General features: G+C 61.1%; 22 protein-coding genes and 2 pseudogenes. 5 read left to right on the plus strand and 19 right to left on the minus strand.

Annotation, left to right across the window (positions count from 1 at the left end; translation table 11 throughout):
- Nucleotides 1–18 precede the first annotated feature (18 nt).
- Nucleotides 19–561 (minus strand): annotated as a pseudogene (locus EIY71_RS01225) (GlxA family transcriptional regulator); the annotation flags it as partial.
- Nucleotides 562–573: 12 nt separating this feature from the next.
- Here EIY71_RS01225 and EIY71_RS01230 point away from each other — a divergent pair.
- Nucleotides 574–744, plus strand: a pseudogene (locus EIY71_RS01230) (SDR family oxidoreductase); the annotation flags it as partial.
- 48 nt (nucleotides 745–792) lie between these two features.
- On the opposite strand, the gene EIY71_RS01235 reads toward EIY71_RS01230, so the two are convergent.
- Nucleotides 793–993 carry a YbdD/YjiX family protein gene (locus EIY71_RS01235; protein ID WP_085745650.1) on the minus strand — a complete coding sequence of 67 codons (201 nt, stop codon included), beginning with the start codon at nucleotides 991–993 and terminating at the stop codon, nucleotides 793–795.
- A 97-nt stretch (nucleotides 994–1090) separates the two neighbouring features.
- Nucleotides 1091–2206, minus strand: a complete 1116-nt coding sequence (locus EIY71_RS01240; RefSeq protein ID WP_134020067.1) for an aromatic ring-hydroxylating dioxygenase subunit alpha — start codon at nucleotides 2204–2206, stop codon at nucleotides 1091–1093.
- 227 nt (nucleotides 2207–2433) lie between these two features.
- Between EIY71_RS01240 and EIY71_RS01245 the strand changes: the two genes are divergently transcribed.
- Nucleotides 2434–3897 carry an aldehyde dehydrogenase family protein gene (locus tag EIY71_RS01245; RefSeq protein ID WP_134020070.1) on the plus strand — a complete coding sequence of 488 codons (1464 nt, stop codon included), beginning with the start codon at nucleotides 2434–2436 and terminating at the stop codon, nucleotides 3895–3897.
- 61 nt (nucleotides 3898–3958) lie between these two features.
- On the opposite strand, the gene EIY71_RS01250 is transcribed toward EIY71_RS01245, so the two are convergent.
- The 3 genes from EIY71_RS01250 to gabT all read right to left on the minus strand — a co-directional run bounded on the left by EIY71_RS01250 (nucleotide 3959) and on the right by gabT (nucleotide 6538).
- Entirely contained in the window at nucleotides 3959–4447 is a 489-nt protein-coding gene (locus EIY71_RS01250; protein ID WP_039768527.1) for an Lrp/AsnC family transcriptional regulator, read from the minus strand.
- Between the two features lie 45 nt (nucleotides 4448–4492).
- Nucleotides 4493–5149: a 2-haloalkanoic acid dehalogenase gene (locus EIY71_RS01255; RefSeq protein ID WP_134020073.1), complete on the minus strand. Its 657-nt coding sequence runs from the start codon at nucleotides 5147–5149 to the stop codon at nucleotides 4493–4495.
- A gap of 96 nt (nucleotides 5150–5245) precedes the next feature.
- Nucleotides 5246–6538, minus strand: a complete 1293-nt coding sequence (gene gabT, locus EIY71_RS01260; protein ID WP_129972893.1) for a 4-aminobutyrate--2-oxoglutarate transaminase — start codon at nucleotides 6536–6538, stop codon at nucleotides 5246–5248.
- 286 nt (nucleotides 6539–6824) lie between these two features.
- Between gabT and EIY71_RS01265 the strand changes: the two genes are divergently transcribed.
- The gene (locus tag EIY71_RS01265) at nucleotides 6825–7751 is read left to right on the plus strand and encodes a glyoxylate/hydroxypyruvate reductase A (protein WP_134020076.1); all 927 of its coding nucleotides are present in this window, start codon (nucleotides 6825–6827) and stop codon (nucleotides 7749–7751) included.
- Nucleotides 7752–7805: 54 nt separating this feature from the next.
- On the opposite strand, the gene EIY71_RS01270 is transcribed toward EIY71_RS01265, so the two are convergent.
- The 12 genes from EIY71_RS01270 to EIY71_RS01325 form a co-directional block, all read right to left on the minus strand.
- A complete protein-coding gene (locus tag EIY71_RS01270) occupies nucleotides 7806–8885 on the minus strand; it encodes a tartrate dehydrogenase (RefSeq protein WP_085745644.1) in 1080 nt (359 codons plus the stop codon).
- Between the two features lie 27 nt (nucleotides 8886–8912).
- The gene (locus EIY71_RS01275; protein WP_134020079.1) at nucleotides 8913–10370 is read right to left on the minus strand and encodes an NAD-dependent succinate-semialdehyde dehydrogenase; all 1458 of its coding nucleotides are present in this window, start codon (nucleotides 10368–10370) and stop codon (nucleotides 8913–8915) included.
- Nucleotides 10371–10493: 123 nt separating this feature from the next.
- Nucleotides 10494–11651, minus strand: coding sequence for an acetylornithine deacetylase (gene argE, locus EIY71_RS01280; protein WP_134020082.1), 1158 nt, complete (start codon nucleotides 11649–11651; stop codon nucleotides 10494–10496).
- Nucleotides 11648–12802 carry an FAD-binding oxidoreductase gene (locus tag EIY71_RS01285; RefSeq protein ID WP_134020085.1) on the minus strand — a complete coding sequence of 385 codons (1155 nt, stop codon included), beginning with the start codon at nucleotides 12800–12802 and terminating at the stop codon, nucleotides 11648–11650. The genes argE and EIY71_RS01285 overlap by 4 nt, the downstream gene beginning before the upstream one ends.
- Complete coding sequence (locus tag EIY71_RS01290; RefSeq protein ID WP_134020088.1) at nucleotides 12799–14175, minus strand: NAD(P)/FAD-dependent oxidoreductase; 1377 nt, start codon at nucleotides 14173–14175, stop codon at nucleotides 12799–12801. The genes EIY71_RS01285 and EIY71_RS01290 overlap by 4 nt, the downstream gene beginning before the upstream one ends.
- On the minus strand, nucleotides 14157–14465 hold the full coding sequence (locus tag EIY71_RS01295; RefSeq protein WP_085745639.1) for a (2Fe-2S)-binding protein: 309 nt from the start codon (nucleotides 14463–14465) through the stop codon (nucleotides 14157–14159). The genes EIY71_RS01290 and EIY71_RS01295 overlap by 19 nt, the downstream gene beginning before the upstream one ends.
- Complete coding sequence (locus EIY71_RS01300; RefSeq protein ID WP_085745638.1) at nucleotides 14462–16303, minus strand: ABC transporter ATP-binding protein; 1842 nt, start codon at nucleotides 16301–16303, stop codon at nucleotides 14462–14464. Before EIY71_RS01300 ends, EIY71_RS01295 begins: the two co-directional genes overlap by 4 nt.
- Before the next feature lies 1 nt (nucleotide 16304).
- Complete coding sequence (locus EIY71_RS01305; protein ID WP_085603597.1) at nucleotides 16305–17180, minus strand: ABC transporter permease; 876 nt, start codon at nucleotides 17178–17180, stop codon at nucleotides 16305–16307.
- Nucleotides 17177–18133: an ABC transporter permease gene (locus EIY71_RS01310; protein WP_039768548.1), complete on the minus strand. Its 957-nt coding sequence runs from the start codon at nucleotides 18131–18133 to the stop codon at nucleotides 17177–17179. Before EIY71_RS01310 ends, EIY71_RS01305 begins: the two co-directional genes overlap by 4 nt.
- 47 nt (nucleotides 18134–18180) lie before the next feature.
- Nucleotides 18181–19818 carry an ABC transporter substrate-binding protein gene (locus tag EIY71_RS01315; RefSeq protein WP_134020091.1) on the minus strand — a complete coding sequence of 546 codons (1638 nt, stop codon included), beginning with the start codon at nucleotides 19816–19818 and terminating at the stop codon, nucleotides 18181–18183.
- 94 nt (nucleotides 19819–19912) lie between these two features.
- Nucleotides 19913–21187, minus strand: coding sequence for an FAD-binding oxidoreductase (locus EIY71_RS01320; RefSeq protein WP_085745636.1), 1275 nt, complete (start codon nucleotides 21185–21187; stop codon nucleotides 19913–19915).
- Nucleotides 21188–21219: 32 nt separating this feature from the next.
- Nucleotides 21220–21888, minus strand: coding sequence for a haloacid dehalogenase type II (locus EIY71_RS01325; protein ID WP_039768553.1), 669 nt, complete (start codon nucleotides 21886–21888; stop codon nucleotides 21220–21222).
- A gap of 592 nt (nucleotides 21889–22480) precedes the next feature.
- On the opposite strand from EIY71_RS01325, the gene EIY71_RS01330 reads away from it, so the two are divergent.
- Both EIY71_RS01330 and EIY71_RS01335 read left to right on the plus strand, forming a co-directional pair.
- Nucleotides 22481–23335, plus strand: coding sequence for a GNAT family N-acetyltransferase (locus EIY71_RS01330; RefSeq protein ID WP_134020094.1), 855 nt, complete (start codon nucleotides 22481–22483; stop codon nucleotides 23333–23335).
- Between the two features lie 61 nt (nucleotides 23336–23396).
- Complete coding sequence (locus EIY71_RS01335) at nucleotides 23397–24104, plus strand: cupin domain-containing protein (protein ID WP_134020097.1); 708 nt, start codon at nucleotides 23397–23399, stop codon at nucleotides 24102–24104.
- A gap of 2 nt (nucleotides 24105–24106) precedes the next feature.
- Here the strand turns inward: EIY71_RS01335 and EIY71_RS01340 are convergent, their stop codons facing one another.
- Nucleotides 24107–25495 (minus strand): LLM class flavin-dependent oxidoreductase, encoded by a 1389-nt coding sequence (locus EIY71_RS01340; RefSeq protein ID WP_134020100.1) that lies wholly within the window; start codon nucleotides 25493–25495, stop codon nucleotides 24107–24109.
- Nucleotides 25496–25505 lie beyond the last annotated feature (10 nt).

A 25505-nucleotide genomic window follows, 5' to 3' on the forward strand; every position in this document is an offset into this window, starting at 1 on the left:
GCTGGCTGATCGGGGCGCTTACGGATGAGCGCCCCGATCAGCTGGATTCTCTTGGCCGATCCGCCTGGCATCCCTTCGAACCGCCTGCGGCGGAACGCCAAACCCTCGCATGAATACTTCGCGCATGTGGCGACGGTCTCGAAACCCCGTTTCCTTCGCCACGCGATCCAGGCTGTGACGACTTTGCTCGATCATCACGCGAGCGGCCTCCAGACGCAGGCTTTCAACAGCCTTGGCCGGTGACTGGCCTGTCTCGGCAGTAAATACCCGGGTGAATTGTCTGGGACTCAAGTGCACGACGTCGGCAAGTTCCTCCACGCTGAGCGGGCGGTCCAGGTGCGTGCGCGCATACTCCAGCGCACTTTGAATACGGTCCGACTTTGGAGCAAGCGTAAGCAGTTCCGAATGCTGGGACTGCCCACCCGAACGCCGTTGATGCATGACCAGTTTGTGCGCCACCGACCTGGCCATGTCGGTGCCCAGATCCTTTTCCACCATGCCCAACGCCATGTCCAGCGCGGCTGTCATGCCTGCCGACGTCCAGACGGGACCGTCGACGATAAGGCTTCCGGCATTGGCCGCGCTTTGGCCGAGGCATTTCACCAGCGCGGCAATCAGGTCATCATCGCGGGCCGTCGCCAGGCCCTGCTGGATGAGATTGCTCGGGCCAATCCGGGAATCGACACCGTCCAGCTGGACATCAATGACCCGCAGCAAATCAAGGCCGTCGCCCAGGAAGTCATAGAGGAGGACATCTGAAGGCGATAGACGACGAGCGCGCTGAGGACCAAATCAGCAGCAACGCGTCGTGCATTGCCGTCCGCCGTAACGGGCTTTTTGCCGCTCCTCGAAAAACTCTTTGTAGGTCATTACCGGCTCGCCTGGATGACTGGCGGTTCGGAGTGCCACATAGTTATCGTAATCAGGCATGCCCACCATCAAGCGTGCCATCTGGCGTACCCAATTGTTGAAGAGATTCAGCTTGAACTTCATTTGCGCGTTTCCTTCTGGACTGGCGTTGCAGATGTGCCGTCCCATTCTGCAAGGCATTTGTATCTGGCATGTGTCTGAGTGCCAGATCGACACCCCTCTATTCTCGTTCGTGGGTAACGTCCACCAAGGGAATGGGCTCAATCGCCCAAGCGCGAACATGACGACGTTCGGGGCTGGGAACTGCGCACGCCATACGCCCCGTAAACGTGCGCGCAAGACGTTCTTCATCGATTCGCCAGCCACGCAGTTCCAGTGCCTGCACGCCTCTGCGAAAGGCAATTTGCAGCGCATCGGATTTCAATGAAACCTCCTGCTGAAACGAGTCCGGCACGCGCTCGGGCCGAACGTTTTTCAGCACCGCGTGATCTTGCTCGAAAATACGGATATTGCTGGCAATGAACCTGCGATCAAGCAGTCGGGAACGCAGGAATGTTCTGCCCATCATCCACCAGGTTCGCGTGCGATTGGCGTCAATCGGGACATGCGCCGAGACGATGTAGATCCGCCATCCATTGGGTAATTCAAGCTCCAGCGTCGTGCACGGGCCAGAAAAATGAAACCCCGGCACAGTGACCACACTGACAAACTCGGTGGATGATTTTCGCCGTAACAGCCCTTTGCGCGCAGGCCTGCGCATGAGCATTTGTGCGCTGCCGCTCCACATATCGCTTTCGACTTCAAACGATTCAATCTCGGGGTGATCCGGATCGCCGAAGGTTGAGCCATGAACAAACGGCGCATGCGCAAAATCAAGACCGTTTTCAATAATCCGGTCCCAACTGGCCTCCCAGTCAAAATGGCCTGATACCACCCGCACGGCAGGATCGTCGAGCCAGTCGAGTGTGGGTAGCGGCGGACGCTCAGGCTCAGGCAGGTCCCCTAGAAATACCCAGATCCAGCCGTAACGCTCCAGCGTCGGATAGGCGTCCACGCGGGCCTTGGCAGGAATTCGCAGGTCCGGCTGCGCAGGTATATGCGTGCAAACTCCATCCGCACCAAATCGCCAGCCGTGATAGGGGCATTGCACACTGTTGCCCACCCTTCTGCCGCCCGACAACGATCCGCCGCGATGCACGCAAACATCCGAAAGCACGTGAGCGACGCCAGCGTCATCACGGAACGCAACAAAAGGCTGTCCGAGCAAACGAACCGGCATCAGTCCGTCAGTCAACTGCGACGATGGAAGAACGACGTACCAGAGATTGGTGAGCATGAATGCGTGCGACCTGTCAGGTTGGAAAGATAAAACAGAGACAACGTCCGCCCCTGAGATACAGCAGATTATCCCTTGTCGACTTCAAGAACGGCATATTTCGACTGAGCCCTTTTGTTAGCTTATTCAAACCACAGGGCACCGCATGTACCGGTGCCCTGGCGCCGCTCTTCCCTCCCTCCCCCTGCTGTTAACAGCCCCCATCAGTCCTTTAAGGAGCTAGTTGGATGACAACACAATCTTCGAATACCTACCCCGTGGATTCGCATACGTCTCGACAGTTTTATATCAATGGTGGCTGGTGTTCGCCGGCAACGCCTGGCAGTTTGCCCGTGGTCAATCCGGCGACTGAAAGCGTTGTTGCAGAGGTCGCCAGCGGATCGGCCGAAGACGTTGATCGGGCCGTCGCTGCAGCGCGGGCGGCGTTTCCTCGCTGGTCTGCGACTTCCGCCGAAGCGCGCGCGGGTTTTCTTGGCAAGATTTACGACCTGATCCTTGAGCGAAAAGAGTCGCTTGCGCAGGCCCTTTCTCTGGAAATGGGTGCTGCCATCGGTTTTGCCCGAGCGATGCAAGTGCCCTTGGCGGCCGAACACGTTCGGATTGCCCGTGATCTGCTGTCCACCTATCGCTTCCAGACGGTTGAAGGCGGCACCGCGATTGAACGCGAACCCATCGGTGTCTGCGGTCTCATCACCCCCTGGAACTGGCCGCTTTATCAAATCACCGCCAAGATGGCTCCAGCGATTGCGGCCGGATGCACGGTGGTGCTGAAGCCCAGCGAACTGTCACCGTTGAGCGCCCTTCTTTTCGCCCAACTGGTGCATGACGCCGGCCTGCCACCGGGTGTCTTCAACCTGGTCAATGGCACGGGCCCCGAGGTCGGCGGCGCCATGGCTGCGCACCCGGATATCGATATGATTTCGATCACCGGTTCAAACCGCGCAGGTGCGCTGGTCGCACAGGCGGCCGCTCCTACAGTGAAACGCGTCACCCAGGAACTGGGCGGCAAGTCACCCAACGTGCTGCTGCCCGATGCCGACTTCGCCAACGTCGTGTCACTGGGCGTGATGACGGCGTTTCGCAACGTCGGGCAATCCTGCAGCGCCCCGACCAGAATGATCGTACCCAGGGACCGGCTGGCGGAAGTCGAGGCACTGGCCGCCGCAACCGCCAACGCGATCATCGTGGGGGATCCACAATCGGAAGAGACAGTACTCGGCCCAATAGCCAATGAGGCCCAGTTCAAGCGTGTGCAAGCCATGATCGAATCGGGCCTGAATGAAGGGGCCAAACTCGTCTGCGGCGGACCAGGACGGATGCCTGGTCATGAAACGGGCTTCTATGCCCGACCGACGGTATTTTCCGAGGTTGATTCGAGCATGCGCATTGCCCAGGAGGAAATCTTCGGACCAGTGCTGTGCATCATTGCCTATGAAACGCTCGATGAGGCTGTCGCGATAGCCAACGACACCGTGTACGGACTGAGCGCTCACGTTCAATCCCGCGACCTTGATCATGCACGCGCCGTTGCCTCACGCATCCGCGCAGGACAAGTACTGCTCAACCACCCGGCCTGGAATCCCATGGCCCCGTTCGGTGGCTACAAACGATCCGGAAATGGTCGTGAATTCGGTGTCTACGGCTTTGAGGAATATCTGGAAACCAAAGCCATCGTCGGCTTTGGTGGCTAGCACACAATGGGGGACAGTCAGCTGTCCCCCATTGGTTCGCACCTGATGGATGTAGGGAGCTTCAGTGCCGCAACAACTTGCGCAACGGCACACCGTCCTTGAGCACCGGGGACTTGATAACGATGTAGCTGAAGTACTTGGAAATGCCGATGTTTTTATCCAGCAGGCTTTCAATCACTTCCTGATAGTGCTGAATACTGCGCGTCATGAAACGCACCAGATAATCGTAACCACCGCTGATCAAATGGCACTCGAGCACTTCATCCACCAGCCGGATATTCGACTCGAACTTGGCGAAGTCTTCGCGCTTGTGGTCACTCAGGGTGATTTCGGTGAAGACCGTTACCGATTCGGTGATCTTCGCCAGGTTCAGGTGTGCCTTGTAGCTGGAAATGTACCCGGCCGATTCCAGCCGCTTGACCCGTTGCAGACAGGGGCTGGCCGACAATCCCACGGCATCGGCCAGGCTGACATTGGTCATGCGCCCGTCCCTCTGCAACTCAACCAGGATACTGATGTCGATGCGGTCCAGTTTGACTAAACCTTCCATTGCGAACCTCTTGACTGCCATTTGTAGGACAATCTACTAGCAAAATCAGCGCCGTAAACACTGCTGATGCTGTGCGACCAGATCAGCCATGCTGTTGATGCAATAATCCGCAGCGCATGGGGTCGGCTGTTGGCCCCGTTCGCGACCGATCAGACACACATCGCTCAGCGCCGGGCCACGGGCGGCGGGTCGGGTCACCCGCAGAATGTGCTCCGGCTTCAGCTCGTTGGCATTCAACCAGTCCTCGTCCCGCAGCGGATCGCTGGCCAGCGAAATAAAGTCATCGGCCACAATCCCCAGATGCTCGCACAACACGGCGCGATCCTCGGCATCCCGGTCGCCCACCACCAACAGGCGATAAAACTTGCGCAAGTACAGCATCGCTCCCGGTGCGTCTTCGAACAATGACCAGTTGGCAGCAGAGCGCGCGAAACTCATGCCCTCCTCCCAACTGGCTTTCAAGCTCCAGCGCTCGGCCAATTGGCGATGGGCAAAACACAGCAATCCACTGAAGCCCAGTTCGGCAAAGCGCGGATAGAGCCCCTGCACCACCTCGCGAAATTCGCCCAGCACCTGTTCCTTGTCCGGGCGCCCGCCCCGGCTGTCGAGCAACGGCTGCAGCGCTGTCCAGACACCCGAATCACGGTCAACCAGGACTTCGTCGCAATCGATGAGCAGTGCTCGATAATCAGTCAGCCCCATGGTGTACACAGCCTCCGATGATGCGTTTCATCAATCCGTGCGCCAAAAAGGTTCAGCGACGCTGGCCAGCGACCGCGCCGCTGAACCCGGCGGACATCAGTTCAATACCCGTGCCAATGCAGCCTGCAGAATCTGCAACGCTTCGTCGATCTGCGCTTCGGTCGTCACCAGTGGCGCGAGGAAGCGCAGGACGTTGCGATAGACGCCGCACTTGATCACCAGCAAGCCACCTTTGCGCGCTTCATCGATCACCCGCTGGTTCAGATCAGCGTCCGGGGAGCGCGCTTCATCGTCTTTGATCAGCTCGATGGCCAGCATGAAACCGGTGCCGCGTACGTCACCGATCTGCGGGTGGCGGCGCTGCAACTGCAGCAAACCTTCACGCAGACGCTTGCCCAATGCATCGCCACGTTCGAGCAGTTTCTCTTCTTCATAAGCGTCGATCACCGCAAGGGCCGCGGCGCAGGAAAGTGCATTGCCGCCGTAGGTGCCGCCGAGGCCTCCGGGCAGTGGCGAATCCATGATTTCAGATTTGCCGACCACGCCCGACAACGGTAGCCCGCCGGCCAGACTCTTGGCGACGGTGACCAGATCAGGCTGGATGCCGGCGTGCTGGAAACCGAACCACTTGCCGGTGCGGCCGAATCCGGTCTGGATTTCATCGAGGATCAGCACGATGCCGTGCTTGTGGGTCAACTCGCGCAATGCCTGGAGGAATGGTGCCGGCGCCGCAAGGAAACCACCGTCGCCCTGCACGGGTTCAATGATGATCGCCGCAACCCGCTCCGGCGCAACCTGGGTGGCGAGCAACTCGTCCAGCGCCTTGAGCGCCATCTCACTGGTGACGCCGCGATAGGCATTGGGATATGGGGTGTGAAACACCTCCGGCGCGAATGGCCCGAAGTTCTGTTTGTAGGGCTGGCTCATGCCGGTCAGCGTGGTGCCGAGCAAGGTGCGTCCATGGAAACCGCCGCGGAAGGAGATCACCGCAGAGCGGTTGGTGTGAGCGCGGGCGATTTTCACCGCGTTCTCCACGGCTTCGGCGCCAGAGGTGAAGAACGCCGCTTTGTAATGTTCCTCGCCACCTATCATTTCGCACAAACGCTGGGCCAGATCCAGATACGGCTTGTAGGCCACCACCTGAAAGCAGGCGTGCGAGACTTTTTGCAATTGGGCCTGCACCGCTGCAACCACTTTGGGATGGTTATGGCCGATGTTCAGCACGCCGATGCCGCCGACGAAGTCCAGATAACGCTGGCCGTCCACGTCCCACAATTCAGCCCCTTGGGCGCGATCAATCACCAGTGGGTGAGCGGTGACCAGTCCGCGTGGCACGAACTGATCACGCTGACGGAGTAAATGAGGCGTTTGGTCGACTTGGCTGTTCATGGCATTTCCCTTCGTGAGTCCGGCAGCCCGGAGTGAATGCAGGAGGTGGTTACACAGGGTCTTAAGATTAAGACTTGTGCGTAACGAACTACGCCGAACTTGGCCCCTGAGAAATCCGGATCGACTGTTTTCACCCTGCCAAACGGCAGATTCCTTCAGGCCGCCGAATCTGCCGGGCGCGTGCGTATATGAGGTGACGCGCAGTGTTCGCAGCGCTGCTTTCGACAGATCCTGCTCTGGGGTTGGGCGATGATGGGAGCACCTTCAACCTCCTCAGGAATTGACCATGGCCCTGCTCTACAAAGCTGACCCCGTGCGCGGCGAACGGTGGAAAGCACTGTTCGCCGAACATGCCCCGGACATCGAATGGCGCGCCTGGCCGGACATCGGCGATCCCGCAGACATCAAATACCTGGCGGCGTGGCAGGCGCCAGAAGATCTGCAGACGGTGCTGCCGAATCTGCAGGTGTTATTCGCGTTGTCGGCCGGCGTCGATCAACTGGACCTGAGCCGTGTCCCGCCAAGTCTTCCGGTGGTGCGCCTGCTCGATCCCGGGATCACCCAAGGCATGTGCGAGTACGCCAGTTTTGCCGTGCTCGCTTTGCACCGGGACATGTTGCGCTATCGCCAGCAGCAGATCGCGCGGTGTTGGCAGGCGCACCTGCTGCAGCCGGCGCATCAGCGTCGGGTGGGGGTGATGGGCCTCGGTACTCAGGCGCAGCAGATTCTCGCCACCTTGCAGCCCCTGGGCTTTGCCCTCAAGGGCTGGGCGCGCAGTGCGCATCGGATTGCCTGCGTCGAGTGCTTTGCCGGTCGCGAGCAACTGCCGGCGTTTCTGAGCCAGTGCGACATTTTGATTTGCGTATTGCCGCTGACCGAGCAGACCCGTGGCATTCTCAATCGTGAGTTGTTTCGGCAATTACCGCGTGGCGCGGCCCTGATCAACATGGGGCGCGGTGGGCATCTGGTGGAAGAAGACTTGCTCCAGGCGCTGGACAGCGGGCAACTCAGCGGCGCGGTGCTGGATGTGGTGCAGAACGAACCGGCGCCGGCAGATCATCCTTTCTGGGGCCACCCGCAGATTCTGCTGACGCCGCATATCGCGGCAATGACCCAGCCGGAAAGTGCATTTGCTGTCCTGCTGGAAAATATCCGCAGCTTCGAACGCGGCGAGCCCATGAACGGTCAGATCGACCGCAACAAAGGCTACTGATTCAGACCCTCTGCACGAGCGAGCAGGCTCACTCGTGCAGAGGATGACGATGTTTCAGAGGAACTCGGCGATGGCCCTGCCGACATCCTGGGTCGAGCCCTTCCCGCCCAGGTCCGGGGTGATCGGGCCCTCGGCGATCACCCGCTCGATCGCCTGCAGGATCCCATCGTGTGCTGCGCGATAACGCTCGTCACCGTTGCCCAGGAAATCGAGCATCAGCGCCCCGGACCAGATCATCGCAATCGGGTTGGCGATGTTCTGCCCATAGATGTCCGGCGCCGAACCATGCACCGGCTCGAACAGTGACGGAAAGCGTCGCTGCGGATCAAGATTGGCCGACGGCGCAATGCCGATGGTTCCGGCACACGCCGGCCCCAGGTCGGAGAGGATGTCGCCGAACAGGTTCGACGCCACCACCACATCGAACCGATCCGGTTGCAGAACGAAGCGCGCGCACAAGATATCGATGTGCTGCTTGTCCCACGTCACCTGCGGGTACTGCGCGGCCATCAGTGCGGTGCGCTCGTCCCAATAAGGCATGCTGATCGAAATGCCGTTGGACTTGGTCGCTGCGGTCAGGCGCTTGCGTGGCCGGGTCTGGGCCAGGTCGAAGGCAAACTTGAGAATCCGGTCGACACCCCGGCGGGTGAAGACCGATTCCTGCAGCACGAACTCATGCTCGGTGCCTTCGAACATCTTGCCGCCGACCGATGAATACTCGCCTTCGGTGTTCTCGCGAATCACCACGAAATCGATATCCCCCGGTTCGCGTCCGGCCAACGGGCATGGCACCCCGGGGAACAGGCGCACCGGGCGGATATTCACGTACTGGTCGAAGTCGCGACGGAATTTCAGCAGCGATCCCCACAGGGAAATATGGTCCGGCACTTTCTCCGGCCAGCCCACGGCGCCGAAGTAAATCGCGTCGAAGCCCTTGAGCTGCTCGAACCAGTCCTCGGGCATCATCTGCCCGTGTTCCAGGTAATAATCGCAATGCGCCCAGTCGAGCACTTCAATGCTCAAGTCCAGCTGCCATTTTTTCGCGGCCTGCTCCAGAACCCGCAGCCCCTCGGGCAGCACTTCCTTGCCAATCCCGTCGCCGGCAATCGCGGCGATCTTGAAGACCTTGCTCATCAGTTGTGGCTCCCCGTTGTTGTGAAGTTACAAGCCGCCGATGTGGAAGGCTTTGACTTCAAGGTATTCGTCAAGACCGTATTTGCTGCCTTCACGGCCCAGCCCCGATTGCTTGATGCCGCCGAAGGGCGCGACTTCCATGGAGATGATTCCGGTGTTGAGGCCAACCATGCCGAACTCCAGCGCCTCGCCGAAACGCCATGAGCGACGCAAGTCTTGAGTGAAGTAATAGGCACCGAGGCCAAACGGCGTGGCGTTGGCCAGCGCCAAGGCTTCGGCTTCGTCGGTGAACCGCATCAGCGGCGCGACCGGGCCGAAGGTTTCTTCGTTGGCCAGGAGCATGCCGGCATGGGCATCGCCAAGCACCGTCGGTTGGACAAATTGACTGTCACCCTCGGGAACGCCGCCGCAGAGCAACTGCGCGCCCTGGCTCAAGGCATCATTGATGTGGCGGGCCACCTTGCTCACGGCAGCCTTGTTGATCAGCGGGCCAATGGTCACGTTGTCCTGCAGGCCATTGCCGACCTTGAGCTTGCCGACCTCCTCGACCAGACGCTGGGCAAAACGCGGGTAAATGCCGTCCTCTACCAGAATCCGGTTGGCGCAGACGCAGGTCTGCCCGGCGTTGCGAAACTTGCTCAGCATGATGCCGTTAATCGCCTGCTCAAGATCAGCATCATCAAACACAATGAACGGTGCGTTGCCGCCCAGTTCCAGGCTCAATCGCTTGATGTGTTCGGCACTCTGGCGCATCAGCAAACGGCCCACCGCGGTGGAGCCGGTAAAGGAAATCTTGCGCACCGTCGGGTTACCGGTCAGCTCTTCGCCAATCCCGGTGGGCATGCCGGTCAGGACATTGAACACCCCGGCCGGAATGCCGACGCGCTCAGCCAACACCGCCAACGCGAGCGCCGACAGCGGCGTCAGATCCGACGGCTTGACGATGATCGGACACCCTGCCGCCAGGGCCGGTGCACACTTGCGGGTAATCATCGCGTTGGGGAAATTCCACGGTGTGATCGCCGCGCAGACACCCACCGGTTGCTTGAGCGTCAACAGTCGGCGGTCGCCGCTGGGCGCCGGCATGGTTTCGCCGTAAATCCGCCGAGCCTCTTCGGCAAACCATTTGACGAAACCCGCGCCGTAGCGGATTTCACCTTTGGCTTCATTCAGCGGCTTGCCTTGTTCGCAAGTCATGATCAGCGCCAGGTCGTCGAGGTTGTCGATCATCGCCTGATACCAGCGCTCCAGCAGCGCCGCACGTTCGGCGGCCGGTCGTGCCCGCCAGGCGGGCCAGGCCTGTTCGGCGGCGTCGATGGCGCGTCGGGTTTCCACGCCTTGCATGGCGGGCACGCGGCCGATCAATTCGCCGCTGGCCGGGTCGACGACATCCAGGGTCGCGCGGTCATCGGCGCCGATCCACTGGCCGTTCACATAAGCGAGTTCTGCGAGAAGACCGGGGTCTTTCAAACGATTCTTGAGCATGGTCGAGTCCTGATCCGAGACAGATTCCAGTCTAGGGAGACTCGACGGATAAGGATGCTGAAAGCGCGTAGCGGACAGTGTCGGCTGCTGAAATTGGCGGTGGAACAGCAGAATTGCTGTTTCCTATCGTTTCAACGAACCGAGCAAACCCTCCAGAAAGCGCTCCCCCGCTTCCATCTGACTGATCTCGATAAACTCGTCGGGCTTGTGCGCCTGCTCGATCGAACCTGGCCCGCAGACAACCACCGGCACATCCAGACGCTGCTTGAACAACCCGCCTTCCGTACCGAACGAAACCTTGGACGTCGCAGTATCCGGCGCCGCGAAATTTTTCAGGAACCGTACCGCTTCGACGCTCGGATGGGTGTCCAGTCCGGGATAGATGTTGACCGTTTCAATCTCGATGGCTGCCACACTCGAGAGCTTCTGCGCCTCGCGCACGATCACCTCGGCACGCTCCTGCATCTGCGCGAGGATCTGTTCCAGATCATCGGCCGGCAAATTGCGCACTTCAAAATCCACCGTGCACAGATTCGGCACGATATTCAGCGCCCGGCCACCGCCGATCTGGCCCACGTGCACGGTGGTGTAAGGCACGTCGTAATCGGCATCCCGGGCGCCCTGCTCCTGCAGTTGACGCTGGGATTCACGCAACGCTGCAATGAAATCGCAGGCCACGTGGATCGCGTTGACCGAGCGCGGCGCCAGCGAAGAATGCGCCTCCAGCCCCCGACAATAGGTGCGGTACGAGCCCTTGCCCTTGTGCCCCAGCACAAACTGCATGTTGGTCGGTTCGCCGATCAGGCACAGGAACGGCCGCACCGGCGCTAGGTGCAGCACATCGAGCAAACGCCGCACGCCAACGCAGCCGATTTCCTCGTCGTGTGACAGCGCCAGTTGCAGCGGACGGCTGAGGGAATGTTCAGCAGCCTCAAGCATGGCGTCGATGGCCAGCGCGATAAAGCCTTTCATGTCGCAACTGCCGCGCCCGTAAACCCGCCCGTTCTGCTCCGTCACCTGGAACGGTGGAACCGTCCACGCCTGCCCCGCTGCTGGCACCACGTCGGTGTGCCCGGACAGCAGAATGCCCGGTTGGTCTTTCGGGCCGGTGCTGGCAAACAGATTGGCCTTCTTGCCGCTTTCGTCCTTGACGATCAGCGACTCGATGCCCTTGCTCAGCAGCAACTCGCGAACGTACTCGATCAACGCCATGTTCGACTCCGACGACACGGTATCGAACGCAATCAATCGTTTGAGAATCTCCAGTACACGGGGTTTCATGAGGCTTTGCTCCGTTGTTCGGCCAAGGGGGCGAACCGGCGTATGGAAAAGGGTTCGATCAACGTGGAAGTGCTGCCGGTGCTGATCAGCTCAGCCATGACGTCACCGACGCCCGGCCCCAACTGGAAACCATGACCGCAGAAGCCGAACGCGTAATACAGGCCATCGACCGTACCGCTTGGCCCCATGATCGGCAGCGAGTCCGGCAGATAGCTTTCGATGCCGCTCCAGACCCGGATGATGTTCAGATTGCCGACACCCGGCAACAGTCGGCGCATTTGCCGGATCTGGTTGAGGATGCTGCGCGGCTCGACATAAGCGCGGCGATTGAGCATGTCCGGTTTGCTGCGATAGCCGCCGCCAATGATGATGTTGCCGCGCGGAATCTGCCGGAAATAAATGACTTCCTCAGGTATCTTGGTGAACACCCCAATCACCGTCGGCAAGGCGTATGGCACCGGTTCCGTCACCGCCATCTGCGGGCCATGGGTGTCCAGCGGAACCGGTTCGCCGAACTGCGCGGACAGTTTCTCGCCCCAGGCGCCGGCAGTGATCAGCAGTTGTGCGGCGCGATATTGCCGGCCATCGGTGGTGGTGACGCTGAACTCGCTTCCGATTTTCTGCACTTCGGCCACTTCGGTCTGTTCTTCGATACGCGCACCGATCCGCCGCGCCGCCCGAGCGAATGCCGGCGCCGCCAGACGCGGGTTGGCGTGACCGTCGTGCGGCGCGTAGGAGCCCCCCTTCACGTCCGGCCCAAGAAACGGAAAGCGCCGATGCAGTTCAGCGCCGCGATAGACCTGCAGATCCAGTTGGGCCGCCTCCGGTGCAGCGGCATACGCCTCGAGCTCGGCAATTTCGTCTTCGCGGTAACACACACGCATGTGGCCGCTGGCGATGAATTCCAGATCGTCGTCAATCAGCTCCGGCAAGCGCTTCCACAGCGCAAACGAACGGTTGGCCAACTCCAGTTGCCCCAGATAACGACCCTGACGCCGCACGTTGCCGAAGTTGACGCCGCTGGCGTATTGGCCAATCTGGTCGCGCTCGAGCAGCGTCACGGAGTGCCCGCGCTGACGCAGGAAAAACGCTGACGCCGCACCCATGATGCCGCCGCCGATAATCAATACATCACTTTTCTGCGAGTTCATGACGGCTCCTCGATGATGACCATCGGCAACGGTTTGACGGGGGCCTGACCGCGTTGGCGACCGACCTGTTGCACACTCACGCCAGCCGCGGCGGCAATCACTTCGGCGCCGGCCTGCGAGCAGTAGCGGCCCTGGCAACGGCCCATGCCGACCCGACTGAAAGCTTTGGCCCGATTGACTTCGCACGCACCCTTTTCGCTGACCGTACGGCGCAGTTCGCCCGCGCTGATCATCTCGCAGCGACAGACGATCGCCGAATCCGGCAACGCCCCGGCCTGTTCGGCGGGCCAGGGAAATGCCTGCGCCAGACCGAGGCGGAACTGATCCATTACCGCCAGTACGCGCCGTTGCTCTGCGCGAAAACCGGCATCCACCGGTTGTTGCTGATCCTCCAGCAGCGCCATCGCCACCAGGCGTCCGGCATGTTCAGCTGCATCGGCACCGCGAATCTTGGCCCCGTCGCCGGCGGCGTACACACCGCTGACCGAAGTACGGCCCTCTTCATCAAGCGCCAGCCACCACTGGCCGGACGCTTCATCAAAACGCATGCGACACCCGGCCAGATCGGCCAGCTGGGTTTCCGGACGCAAGTGATACCCCAGGGCCACGGCATCGCAATCGATGTCCAGGGTTTCGCCTTTGGCTGAGCGCACGCGCACGCCACTGACGCCGCTAGTGGCATCTCCCGATATGAGCTCCGGCTTGATCCCCAGATGCACCGGTATTTTCGCCTGATACAACTGCGCCAACAGTTTCATCCCGGTGAGCAACACTCCAGGCCGCGCGAGCATCTTCGGCAGCGCGACAATGCGTTTGCTCATCGGCGATGTATCAAGCACCGCAGTGACGTTGGCGCCGGCCTTCACGTACTGGCTGGCCACCAGATACAGCAGCGGACCACTGCCCATGAACACCACGCGATGGCCGATGGAAACCGCCTGCGACTTGAGCGCGATCTGCGCCCCGCCGAGGCTGTAGGTGCCCGCCAGCTGCCAGCCTTCAATGGGCATCAAACGGTCCGTGGCGCCGGTACACAGGATCAACGCGTCGAAGTCCACCGTCGTATGGTGACCCTGACTGACGCAGCTCAACTGCCTGGGCACCAGATTCCACACCAGCGTGTCGGGCCGGTAATCGATGTGTGGGCGCAAGCGCTCGAAACTCTCGTGCAGGTCGCGCGCCTTGGCCGCTTCAGTGCCGTACAGCGCGCGGTAGTCGCGGGTGAAACCTTCGGGTTGGCGACGATAGATCTGGCCGCCGTCGCGGCGATTTTCATCGATCAGGACCGGTTTGATGCCGGCCTTCACCAACGTCTCGGCGCAGCGAATCCCCGCAGGGCCGGCGCCGACGATAACTACCCGTGCAGTGGCCATGTCGCCTCCGGTTGTGTGGTGACGAGATCCAGCCCTTCACGGACTTCATTGGAGCACGCACGCAGACGTTCGCCGCTGCGCGTCCACACCCAGCAATCCTGGCAGGCGCCCATCAGGCAGAACCCGGCACGTCGACCGGCATCGAATTCCGACTGGCGTAGCGCATCGCCCTGAGTGAGCAATGCGACCATCAGTGTGTCGCCCTGCAACGCCTTGATGGGCACGCCATCCACGGTCAACCCGACGGTCACCCGGCCCTGCTCGGCCAGTCTCACAAAACGAGCGCTCATGCATAGGCTCCCTGATTGAAGGTGGTCACGTCCCGCTGGGTTTTCAGCAGTTCGACGCTGTCGTGGTGGCAAAGAATTTCACTGCCACCGTCGATGATTCGGCGGTTGGGTGCCGTACGGTTGCACAGGCCATCGACGCGCACCGGGCAGCGATTGAGGAAGGTGCACAGCTCGGCGACATTGGCTTTGGGCCCGATGGGCGGCAGTTCGCCGCAAGTCGTCCCGCAGGTTTCCAGCCAGCCCTGGCGCAGCTCCGGCACCGAGTGAATCAACAGATCGGTGTAGGGATGGAACGGCGCCTGCGCAAACGACTGGCGGCTGCCGGCCTGAACCTTGTGGCCGCTGTACATCACCACCACGTCATCGCACAGCGCGCGCACGGTGGAGATGTCATGACTGATGAACAGGTAGGACACGCCGAGCTGCTCACGCAAGTCGCGGAGCAATTCAAGAATCGCTGCACCGACCACGGTGTCCAGCGCCGAGGTCACTTCATCGCAAAGGATCAGATCGGGTTTGGCCGCCAGTGCCCGCGCCAGGTTCACCCGCTGTTTCTGCCCGCCGGACAACTCGCTCGGACGACGCTCGGCCAAGGCTCGCGGCAGGCGCACCAGATCCAGCAATTCGCCGATACGCTCGCGCAACGCCGCGCCTTTGAGGTTGAAATACATCTTCAGCGGCCGACTCAGAATCGTGCTGATGCTGTGCATCGGATTGAGCGCCGTGTCGGCGTTCTGGAACACCATCTGGATTCGCCGGAATTGCTCGTCGCTGCGTTCGGACAGACAACCGCCCAGCGGTTGCCCGTCAAAGGTCAGCCCGCCCAATGCCGGCGTCAGCAAGCCGGCCACCACGCGGGCCAGCGTTGACTTGCCCGACCCCGACTCGCCGATCACACCAATCGCCTGGCCCCGGCGCACGGTCAGATCAATGTCTTCCAGTACACGAATGGCCGGCATGCCCTGGGTGTTCTTGTTGCCGTAACCGGCGGTCAGGCCGCGAATGGTCAGCAGCGGAGTTTCTTCGGCAATTCCGCAAGGTGGGCGGATCGTCGTGTCCGGCCGCGCGGCCGCCAGCAGACTGCGGGTGTATTCATGACTCGGGCCTTTGAGGAGCGCCGCCGTAGCGCTTTGTTCGTATATCTGACCGCCATTGAGCACGACGATCTGATCCGCCATTTGCGCCACCACGGCCAGGTCATGGGACACATACACCGCTGTCGCGCCACGGTCACGCACCACGCGCTTGAACGCACGCAACACGTCGATCTGGGTCGTCACATCGAGCGCCGTGGTCGGTTCGTCGAGGATGACCAGCAACGGATCACTGATCAGCGCCATTGCCGCCATCACCCGCTGCAGTTGCCCGCCGGACACCTGATGCGGGTAACGCTGGCCGATGTGATCCGGGTCTGGCAGGGCCAAATCGCGGAACAGCTCAATGGCCTTGGCCTCAAGGGTGGCGCGGGTGCCGAGGCCGTGAATCAAGGCGCCCTCCACCACTTGGTCGATCAGCTTCTTCGCCGGGTTGAAAGCCGCCGCAGCGCTCTGCGCGATATACGACACCCGATTACCGCGCAGGCCCTGCAATTGCTGCTCGCTGAGCGCGAGCATGTCGTGCTCGCCGACCTGTACCACGCCGCCGGACAACCGACAGCCCCGTCGGGCGTACCCCAACAGAGCGAGGGCAATTGTGGTCTTGCCCGAGCCCGATTCGCCGATCAACGCCAGCACTTCACCTTGTTCCAGGGCAAAGCTCACGCCTTTGACGATTTCGGTTTCCCCGTGCTCGCCGCAAGCGACCACGCGCAGGTCTTCAACTCGAATCAATTGGGTCATTTCAATGGCCTCCCGTGCGGCGACTACGTCGCGACGACAATCTGTCGATAAACAGATTCACGCCGATGGTCAGGGTGCCGATGGCCAGCGCCGGGATGACGATGGCCGGGGCGCCCTGATTGAGGCCGCCGATGTTTTCCCGCACCAGCGAACCGAGGTCGGCATCCGGCGGTTGCACGCCCAGCCCGAGAAAACTCATGCCGCTGAGCAGCAGCACGATGAAACCGAACCGCAAGCCCAGGTCAGTCAGCACCGGGTTGAGCATATTCGGCAGGATCTCCACGCAGGCGATGTACAAGCGCCGCTCGCCACGGGTTCGGGCGACCTGCACATACTCCAGCGCTTCGATGTTCACCGCCATGCTGCGGGCGATACGGAACGCGCCCGGGGCGAAGCTCAACACCGCCGTGCTGATCAGCAGGGTCACTGAAGAGCCGAACGCCGAAACCATGATCAACGCGAGCATCTTGCTCGGGATCGAGATAAAAGCGTCCATCAAGCGGCTGATCACTTCGTCCAGCCATTTCGGCGACACCACCGACAGCAGCGCACAACCGGTGCCCAGCGCACTGGCCAGCACCGCCGCAATCAACGCCAGGCCGACAGTGAAGCGCGCGCCGACGAGCACCCGGCTGAGCATGTCGCGGCCCAGATAATCAGTGCCGAACGGGTACACCGCGCTGATGTTGTCAAACACGTTGCCCGAGACCACCTCGCCGACCGGATGCGGCGCCAGCCACGGGCCGAATAACGCAACCAGCAACCAGATAACGCAGATGGCCGCGCCGATGAGTCCCAGCCACACGGGACCGTGAGACACCTTGCCGGCTGACAGATCGGGGGCCGCAGGCGTCGATTTCACAATGAGATTGTTCATTGGTTTCTCAGCCTCGGATTGGACAGAATCGCGCACAGGTCGGCAATCAGCACCAGACCCAGATAAGCCGTACAGAACAACATGGTGCAGGCCTGCACCAGTGCCATGTCACGGTTGGTCACGGCATCGACCATCAGGCTGGCGATGCCGGGATAGTTGAAGATGGTTTCAACAATCACCACCCCGCCGAGCAGATACGACAGGCTCAGCGCAATCGCATTGGCAATCGGCCCGATGGCATTGGGCAAAGCGTGGCGCAGTACGATGCGCATCGGACTGACGCCTTTGAGCCGGGCCATTTCCACGTAGGGGCTGTCGAGCTGGTCGATCACTGCCGCGCGTGTCATCCGCGCCATTTGCGCAACGATCACGCAGCACAGCGTCATCACCGGCAAGGCGTAGGTGCGCATGAATTGCCACGGTGAAGTGATGTCACTGGCATAGGACAGCGCCGACAACCAGCCCAGGTTTACCGCAAAGATCAGCACCGCAAGGGTCGCCACCAGAAACTCCGGCACCGCGACCATGGCCAGGGTGGTGAAACTCAGGACACTGTCGATCCGCCCGCCCCGGCCCATCGCCGAGCCGATGCCGAGAACCAGCGCCACCGGCACCGACACCAGCGCCGTGGCGGCCGCCAGCATCAGGGTGTTGGGCACACGCCCGGCCATCAGCTCGACAACCGGCATCGCGTTCGATACCGACACGCCCATATCGCCACTGAGCAGGCTCATCAACCAGTGCAGGTAACGCACCACACCGGGTTGATCGAGCCCCAGTTTCAGGCGCAGCGCCGCCACCTGCTCCGGGGTGGCAAACTGGCCAAGGGATTGTTGTGCCGCGTCTCCAGGCAGTACCGCCGTGATCGCGAACACGACCATCGATACGATCAACAAAGTCACGATCGCGGCGCCCAGCCGTCGACCGATCAACCACAGTGTGCTGCTATTCATCGCCTACCCTCCTGCACCTGGCTTGCCGTTCATTTCGACGGCTCTGTTCAAGCGTCCAGCCAGACCTGCTCGGCGAACATGTAACCCATGAAGCCGCCGAGCGGGTTGCTGCCGTAGCCCTTGATCCGTTGATCGACGCCGTCGATGTTGCTGATGAACACCGGAATGCCGATGCCACAGTGGTCGTGCACCAGGGTCTGCATGTCTGCGTACATCTTGCCGCGCTTGGCATCGTCGGTTTCGCCGCGGGCGAGCATCAGCAACTGATCGAACTGCTCGTTCTTCCAGCCGGACTCGTTCCACGGCGCCTTCGACTGGAAGAACTGCGAGAACATCACGTCGGCGTTCGGACGTGGGTTGATGTTGCCGAAGCTGATCGGGTGCTTCATCCAGTGGTTGGACCAGTAGCCGTCGCTCGGCAGGCGCTTGACGTCGAGTTTGAGCCCGGCCTGTTTGGCCGACTGCTGCAACAGCACTGCGATATCGACGGAACCCGTTGCGGCAGGCGACGCAAACAGCTCCATGCTGATGTTTTCCATGCCCGCTTTTTTCAGCAGGAACTTGGCTTTTTCCGGGTCGTAGACCGTTTGCGGCAGGTCGCTGTTGTAGTAGCGCGAGCCGGGCGCGATCGGATGATCGTTGCCGACCACGGCAAAGCCGCGAAACACCGCCGACTTGATCTGTTCGCGATCGAGCAGGTACTTCATCGCCTGGGTGAAATCGGCGTTCTGACCGGGCAACTGATCCTGACGGATGATCAAATCAGTGTAGTTGCCCGACGGCGCATCAACGACCCGGTGTTTGGCGCTGGCCTTGATCCGGTCGGTGGAGCGCGGGTTGACCTCATTGATCATGTGCACGTCGCCGGACAGCAGCGCGTTGACCCGCGACGGCTCGTCGCCGATGGCAATGAATTCGATTTCGTCGAGGTACGGCAGGCCAGGCTTCCAGTAGCCGGTGTTGCGTGCGGCCACCGAACGTACGCCCGGTTTGAACTCCTTGACCTTGAACGGTCCGGTACCAATGCCCTGGTTGAAGTCGGTGGTGCCTTCGGGAACGATCAGCAGATGCGAGACGGCCAGAATCGACGGCAATTCGGCGTTCGGTGCAGTCAGGCGAATCTGTACTTCGTTGGCCCCCGTGGCCTTGATTTCGGCGAATTGCTCCATCAGTGGCATGACTTTGGAGCCGGTCAGCGGATCCTTGTGTCGTGACAGCGAGAACACCACGTCGGCCGCGCTGAGGGTTTTGCCGTTGTGGAAAGTCACGTCCTTGCGCAGGGTGATCGTCCACAGGGTCGCGTCGGTGTTGTCGATGCGCTCGGCCAGCTCCAGTTGCGGCACCAGGTGCGCGTCGAAACGGGTCAGGCCGTTATAGAACATGTAGTGCCGCACATAATCGGTGGACAGCGCGCCTTTGGCCGGATCGAGGGTGTCGGCGGTGGAGCTGGACATGCCGGCGACGCGTATCCGCCCACCTGGCTTGCCTCTGCCCGGCGTCGCCGTATCATCGGCCAGCAGTTTGCCGGCAGCACCAAACAGGCTGCCGGCGCCGGCAGCCGCTACGCCGGCCACACCGAGCATTTGTAACGCGTGACGACGTGACATGCCGCGATTGAGGCCTTCGAATACCCGCAGGCTTGCTTCGCCTGAGATCAATGGTGAGTCGTTCTTGTGATCAGTCATTTCAGTGCTACCTGTCGAAATTAAGAAGGCTCAAGTGTTCCGGTTGGCCGGAACGTCCTGGAAACGCAAACGACGGTAAAGCCACAACATCAGCTCAATGCAAATAGTCCTGAAAGCGGTAATAGGCGCCCACGAAAGGCAGGAACCACGGCTTGCCGAAATGCCCGGGGATCGCCGGCCAGTCGAGTTCACGCCAGGGGTTGGCCTCGGCATTGCCGGCCATCACATCGGCCATCACCTGCCCCATGTGCACCGACATCTGCACGCCGTGGCCGCTGTAACCCATCGAGTGGAACACGCCGCCGTGCTGGCCGGCTCGCGGCAAACGGTCGGAGGTCATGTCTACCAGGCCGCCCCAGCAGTAATCGATCCTGACGCCGGCCAGTTGCGGGAACATCTGGACCATCGCCGCCTGCAGCACCTTGCCGCTCTTGGCATCGTTGACACTGTCGGACATGGCAAACCGCGCGCGCCCGCCAAACAGCAAACGGTTATCCGGGGTCAGGCGGAAGTAGTTACCGATCATTCGACTGGTGACATAAGCGCGGCGCCCCGGCAGCAACTGATCGATCAACGCCCGCGGCAGGACCTCGGTGGCAATCACGAAACTGCCCACCGGTACGATTCGCCGCCGATACCAGCCCAGACTACCGTGCTGACAGGCACCGGTCGCCAGCAGAACCTGCCCGGCGTGCAGCGAACCCTTGCTGGTGTTGACCTGATAACCGCCGGCCCGGGCTTTCCAGTCGAGCACCGAGGTGCCCTCATGGATCAGTGCACCGTGACGCACCGCCGCTTCTGCCAGACCGATGCCGAAACGCCCGACGTGCATCTGCACGCCATTGCGCTGCAACAGGCCGCCATGGAACTGCGCAGAGTTGACTTCGGTGCGGGTCTGTTCGGCAGACAGCAATTCAACATCGGCATCGACTTCGTTGCGGATCAGCTCGCAGGTGCGGGCCAGGCCTTCGTAGTGCAACGGTTTTGCCGCCAGTTTCAGCTTGCCGTTGCGCAGCAGGTCACAGGCGATCTGCTCCTGCTCGACCAGCGACACAACGCTTTGCACGGCACTTTCGTAAGCCTGGTAATAGGCTTTCGCCCGGTCGGCACCGAGGCTGGTGCTGAGGCTGGCGTAATCCTGCGCCACCCCCGTGTTGCACTGCCCGCCATTGCGTCCCGAAGCCTCGCCGATCACCCGCCCGGCTTCCAGCACCACCACACTGGCGCCCTTGAGCGCCAGGGCCCGGGCCGCCGCCAGCCCGGTGAAACCGCCACCGACGATGGCCACATCGACTTGCCCGGGCAAACCGCCGAGCTGTGCGCCGGTGAAGGCCGGTGCGCTGTCGAGCCAGTAGGATTCACTGCCCATGTTCAATCCCGCCTTTGCCACTGAGGATGTCGTTACAGGCCGACCAGTGCGGCCAGACCGCCGATGTCCGGGATCTGGTGGTAGCTGTAGAAGGCGTTGCCCGGTACTTCGTGACCACGGGCGACGAAGGCCTTGTTCTTGATCTTCATGTCGTGGGCCGGCATCAGGTCGTAACGGAAGCTGGAGGACACATGCAAGATGTCTTCCGGGCCGCAGTTGAGGTTGTCGAGCATGTACTCGAACGCCGCCAGACGAGGTTTGTAGGCTTGTGCCTGTTCGGCCGTGAAGACTTTGTGAAAAGGTGCGCCGAGTTTTTCGACGTTGGACATGATCTGGCTGTTGCTGGCGTTGGAGAAAATCACCAAGGGAATCTTGTCGGCGATTTTCGACAGGCCGGCCGGTACGTCCGGGTGCGGGCCCCAGGTCGGAACAGCGTCGTAATACAGCTGGCCTTCTTCGCGGTATTCGATTCCCCAACGCTTGCAGGTACGCGCCAGAGCGGTCTTGAGAATCTCGTCATACGGCATCCAGTCGCCCATGACCTGGTCCAGGCGATAGGCCGAGAAATCCTTGACGAACTGATCCATCTGCTCAGCGGGAACGCGATCGGCGAAGAGTTCGCGGGTCATTGTGCCCATGTGGAAATTGGTCAGCGTTCCGTAGCAGTCGAAGGTAATGAATTTGGGGCGAAGAAAGCTCATTGAGTGCGTTCCTGAAGTTCGTTGAGGTCAATGGCGCTACAAGCATTTGCCTGGTTTGCGCAGTAGCGATGCAACGCTGCAGCACACCGTCATTACAACACCGTGAAATCAGCAGATGGCGTTAAAAGCGACCTCCGTTCGATACAAATCACCGTTTTGGTCATTCCACTCAGCAGACTTTGCGGTGCGCTCCAGCCTTGGGCAAAGCCCCTGTTTATGCGCACTTATGGGCCTTTATCTGGCGCTTTTGATTTCCGACAGCGACTTTGCCCGCAGAAACTGCGCCCCATCGCAGCCTTGGCATCAGTTGCTGCGGCGCCTGTCAGCCCGGTTCTGAATCGAGGCGATTGAACCTACATCCTGCGCCTGAGCGACGAGACTCGGTACAAGCCTTTTATAGGGTAAAAAGGCCCAAGCATTTGCTGCCGACACAAGGCCCGGATTAAGTAGTAAGTGTGGTCTTCGGGACCGTGCTTCGCGGAATCTGCCGAATATTCCCTGCCCCCTTGTCAGGCTTTCATCTAGATGGGATACAGGCTTCACCTCGGCGCAAAACCCGGCGCCAGCGCACACTCTTGATCGGAGAATCGCCATGTCCACCCCGCTCCCTTCCTACGTCTATCGGCCGATGACTGCCGACGACCTGCCCAAGGCTCATGCACTGTCCGTGCAATTGAAGTGGCCCCATCGACTTGACGACTGGGCCATGCTGCAACGGGTCAGCAAGGGCTTTGTCGTACTCGATGGCGAGCGTTTGATCGGCACCGCGTTTGCCTGCCCGCAAGGTGATTTCACGACCATTGGCCTGGTCATTGTCAGTGACGAATACCAGGGCCAGGGCATCGGGCGAAAGCTCATGGAACACGCGCTGCAGGTTTGCCAGTCAAGCACGGCGATATTGAATGCAACCGTGGCCGGCGCACCGCTGTACGCCAGTCAGGGTTTTGTCGAGTTTGGCCGGATTCAGCAGCACCAGGGCCAGGCGCAAGCCCCCGTGCCCGGGCCATTGGCAGACGGTGAAGAATGCCGCCCATTGCGCGAGTCGGATCATGCGCGGGTGCTGGAACTGGCCAATGCCGGGAGCGGACTGGATCGGCGAGCGGTGCTTACCGATCTGTTCGCCGTCGTCGAGCATTCGGTGGGCATTGTGCGTGACGGTCAGTTGCAGGCCTTCGCCCTGCTGCGCCCATTCGGTCGCGGTCGTTGCATCGGCCCGCTGATCGCCGAAAACCTTGAGCAAGCCCAACACCTGATCGCCACATTGCTGGCCGGGATACCGGATGCCTTTGTGCGCATTGATATTCCAGCGGATTGTGGCCTTTCCGACTGGCTGGAAGCAGCCGGCCTGAAGAAAGTAGACACCGTGGCACAAATGTCCCGCGGTGCAGCACCGCAAGCAAACAATGGCGTTCGGCAGTTTGCCCTGGTCACTCAAGCCATCGGCTGACTATCGCGCTGGCGCTGGTCGCCCCCCAAGAAATCCCCTCAAGACCTGGAGCTTCACCCGTATGTCCGAACCTTGCATCATGCTGTTGGCTCGTGCCGATGGCAGTCGCGTCGACACCGCTTTCAAACAGCAACCCTTGAACGCCGCAGACCCTTTCCCGACCGGACGTCAGGTTGCCTGGTCAGGGAGCGACGGCATATCTGCAGGCATCGTCGAAGCAGGCGCAAGCCTTGATATCGAGGATTTCCCGCACACCGAGGTGATCGTAGTCCATGCGGGGCATGTGACGTTGAAAACCCGGGAGCGGACGCTGGAACTGGCCGTCGGCGCCAGCGCGGTCATCGGCCGGGGCACGGACGTGCGGATCGAAGCACAGACCGGCACCCGGTGGGCGTTTTGCGCCATGGCCAGCGGAGCCGCGACACCCGGCCTGACGTTGCTTGACCCGCTGGCACACCTGTCTCCCTCCGCCGCGCCGGAGCAACAGATTCTGATCGGTCCGACACCGCAATGCCGGTCACGTAATGCCTTCGAAGACGCCACAACCGATCTGCGTGTCGGCGTGTGGGACTCGACGCCCTATGAACGTCACGGTCGCCCGCACAAGCTCAATGAGTTGATGTACCTGATCGAAGGCAGCGTAACGTTGCAGACGCCTGAGGGTTTGAGCGTGACCGTCAATACCGGCGACAGCGTGTTTGTTGCGCGCGGGGCACCGTGCGCGTGGAAAAGCACGCGCTATGTACGCAAAGTGTATGCGGTCAAATAGCGTCAGCCATGAAGCGCCTTGTCGAAGCGGAACGAAGCCCCATAGGCCGAGGCTGGCAGGTGGCTGGAGTGATCTGCCCGTAACCGCGAACGGACGGTGCCGCTTTGCGGTTGAGTCCGGTACAGCCCACGCTTTTGCAGTTCGGGAATCACCAGTTCGACAAAGTCCTCAAGGCTGCCTGGGCTGATCAACGGGTTGAGCATGTAGCCGCTGGTGCCGGAAATTCGCGCGTGTTCTTCAATGCGATCGGCGACTTGCTGCGGTGTTCCGACGAGAATCAGGTCGCTGCCACGGGTAACGCTGGCGAAGCGCTTTTTCACATCACCCGCCGTCAGCGGCTTGCCACTGCCATCGGGGCGCATCACATAAGAGGTCAGGCCTTCGGTGTGCGTCGAGAGTGCATCGCTGTCGGCGTAGCGGCTGATGTCGATGCCGGTGTCGCCGGCGTAACTGACCAGTTGTGCCTGCAAGTGATAGTTGCTTTGCAACTCGTCGTATTTGCGCTGGGCTTCGATTTCGGTTTTGGCCGTGACGATGCGCAGTACCGTCAACGATTTCACGTCTTCACGTTGACGCCCCCGCGCCTCAGCCTGGGCCCAGATGTCTTCCAGGCCCTGACGGATTTCCTGCGGGTTGGATTTGGCGATGAAGATCAGTTCCGCGTGCTTGGCGGCGAACTCTCGACCGCGTCCCGACCAGCCCGCCTGAATCAGCAACGGGGTGCGCTGCGGGGACGGTGCGGTCAGGTGCGGCCCGGCCACGCGATAGTGCGCACCCTCGTGATTGATCGGTCGCACTCGGTCGCCTCTCGCATACAGATGGCGGGCCTTGTCGGCAACCACGGCGTCATCGGCCCAACTGCCTTCCCAGAGTTTGTACACCACATCGAGAAACTCTTCGGCGCGCTCATAGCGATCGTCATGCTTGATCATTTGCTCCAGCCCGAAATTGCGGGCGGCGCTGGACAGGTAAGAGGTGACGATGTTCCAGCCCACTCGCCCATTGGTGAGGTGATCAAGCGTGCTGAAGCGCCGGGCGTGGGTAAACGGGTGCTCATAACTGGTGGTCACCGTGACACCAAATGCCAGGTTTTCCGTCACGGCCGCCAACGCCGGAATGATCATCAACGGATCGTTGGCCGGTGCTTCCACCGCCCATTTCACTGCCGCATCGGCGTTGCCACCCAGCACATCGTAGAAGCCCAGCACATCACCAAAGAACAACATATCCAGGTGCGCCTGATCGGCAATCCGCGCCAGGTTTGACCAGTAGCCCAGCGAGTTGATCGCCAGGCGTTCGTCAGCCGGGTGCGTCCACAGACTCGGCGCACCGCCGCACCCGACGCTGGCTTGTTCATAGAGTGCAAACAGCAGAGGTTTAGGATCGGACATCTTGGTTCCT

Source organism: Pseudomonas sp. CH235, from assembly GCF_004368175.1.
Lineage (GTDB): Bacteria > Pseudomonadota > Gammaproteobacteria > Pseudomonadales > Pseudomonadaceae > Aquipseudomonas > Aquipseudomonas paraglycinae.

Bases quoted from the DNA above. Each gene is read 5' to 3' on its own strand.
- EIY71_RS01245 (WP_134020070.1), top strand. From the start codon at position 2,434: ATGACAACACAATCTTCGAATACCTACCCCGTGGATTCGCATACGTCT.
- EIY71_RS01270 (WP_085745644.1), bottom strand. From the start codon at position 8,885: ATGAGCAAGGTCTTCAAGATCGCCGCGATTGCCGGCGACGGGATTGGC.
- EIY71_RS01275 (WP_134020079.1), bottom strand. From the start codon at position 10,370: ATGCTCAAGAATCGTTTGAAAGACCCCGGTCTTCTCGCAGAACTCGCT.
- EIY71_RS01305 (WP_085603597.1), bottom strand. From the start codon at position 17,180: ATGAACAATCTCATTGTGAAATCGACGCCTGCGGCCCCCGATCTGTCA.
- EIY71_RS01330 (WP_134020094.1), top strand. From the start codon at position 22,481: ATGTCCACCCCGCTCCCTTCCTACGTCTATCGGCCGATGACTGCCGAC.
- EIY71_RS01300 (WP_085745638.1), bottom strand. From the start codon at position 16,303: ATGACCCAATTGATTCGAGTTGAAGACCTGCGCGTGGTCGCTTGCGGC.
- EIY71_RS01310 (WP_039768548.1), bottom strand. From the start codon at position 18,133: ATGAATAGCAGCACACTGTGGTTGATCGGTCGACGGCTGGGCGCCGCG.
- EIY71_RS01240 (WP_134020067.1), bottom strand. From the start codon at position 2,206: ATGCTCACCAATCTCTGGTACGTCGTTCTTCCATCGTCGCAGTTGACT.
- EIY71_RS01320 (WP_085745636.1), bottom strand. From the start codon at position 21,187: ATGGGCAGTGAATCCTACTGGCTCGACAGCGCACCGGCCTTCACCGGC.
- EIY71_RS01255 (WP_134020073.1), bottom strand. From the start codon at position 5,149: ATGGGGCTGACTGATTATCGAGCACTGCTCATCGATTGCGACGAAGTC.
- EIY71_RS01335 (WP_134020097.1), top strand. From the start codon at position 23,397: ATGTCCGAACCTTGCATCATGCTGTTGGCTCGTGCCGATGGCAGTCGC.
- EIY71_RS01235 (WP_085745650.1), bottom strand. From the start codon at position 993: ATGAAGTTCAAGCTGAATCTCTTCAACAATTGGGTACGCCAGATGGCA.
- EIY71_RS01290 (WP_134020088.1), bottom strand. From the start codon at position 14,175: ATGGCCACTGCACGGGTAGTTATCGTCGGCGCCGGCCCTGCGGGGATT.
- gabT (WP_129972893.1), bottom strand. From the start codon at position 6,538: ATGAACAGCCAAGTCGACCAAACGCCTCATTTACTCCGTCAGCGTGAT.
- EIY71_RS01285 (WP_134020085.1), bottom strand. From the start codon at position 12,802: ATGAACTCGCAGAAAAGTGATGTATTGATTATCGGCGGCGGCATCATG.
- EIY71_RS01325 (WP_039768553.1), bottom strand. From the start codon at position 21,888: ATGAGCTTTCTTCGCCCCAAATTCATTACCTTCGACTGCTACGGAACG.
- EIY71_RS01295 (WP_085745639.1), bottom strand. From the start codon at position 14,465: ATGAGCGCTCGTTTTGTGAGACTGGCCGAGCAGGGCCGGGTGACCGTC.
- EIY71_RS01315 (WP_134020091.1), bottom strand. From the start codon at position 19,818: ATGACTGATCACAAGAACGACTCACCATTGATCTCAGGCGAAGCAAGC.
- EIY71_RS01265 (WP_134020076.1), top strand. From the start codon at position 6,825: ATGGCCCTGCTCTACAAAGCTGACCCCGTGCGCGGCGAACGGTGGAAA.
- EIY71_RS01340 (WP_134020100.1), bottom strand. From the start codon at position 25,495: ATGTCCGATCCTAAACCTCTGCTGTTTGCACTCTATGAACAAGCCAGC.
- EIY71_RS01250 (WP_039768527.1), bottom strand. From the start codon at position 4,447: ATGGAAGGTTTAGTCAAACTGGACCGCATCGACATCAGTATCCTGGTT.
- argE (WP_134020082.1), bottom strand. From the start codon at position 11,651: ATGAAACCCCGTGTACTGGAGATTCTCAAACGATTGATTGCGTTCGAT.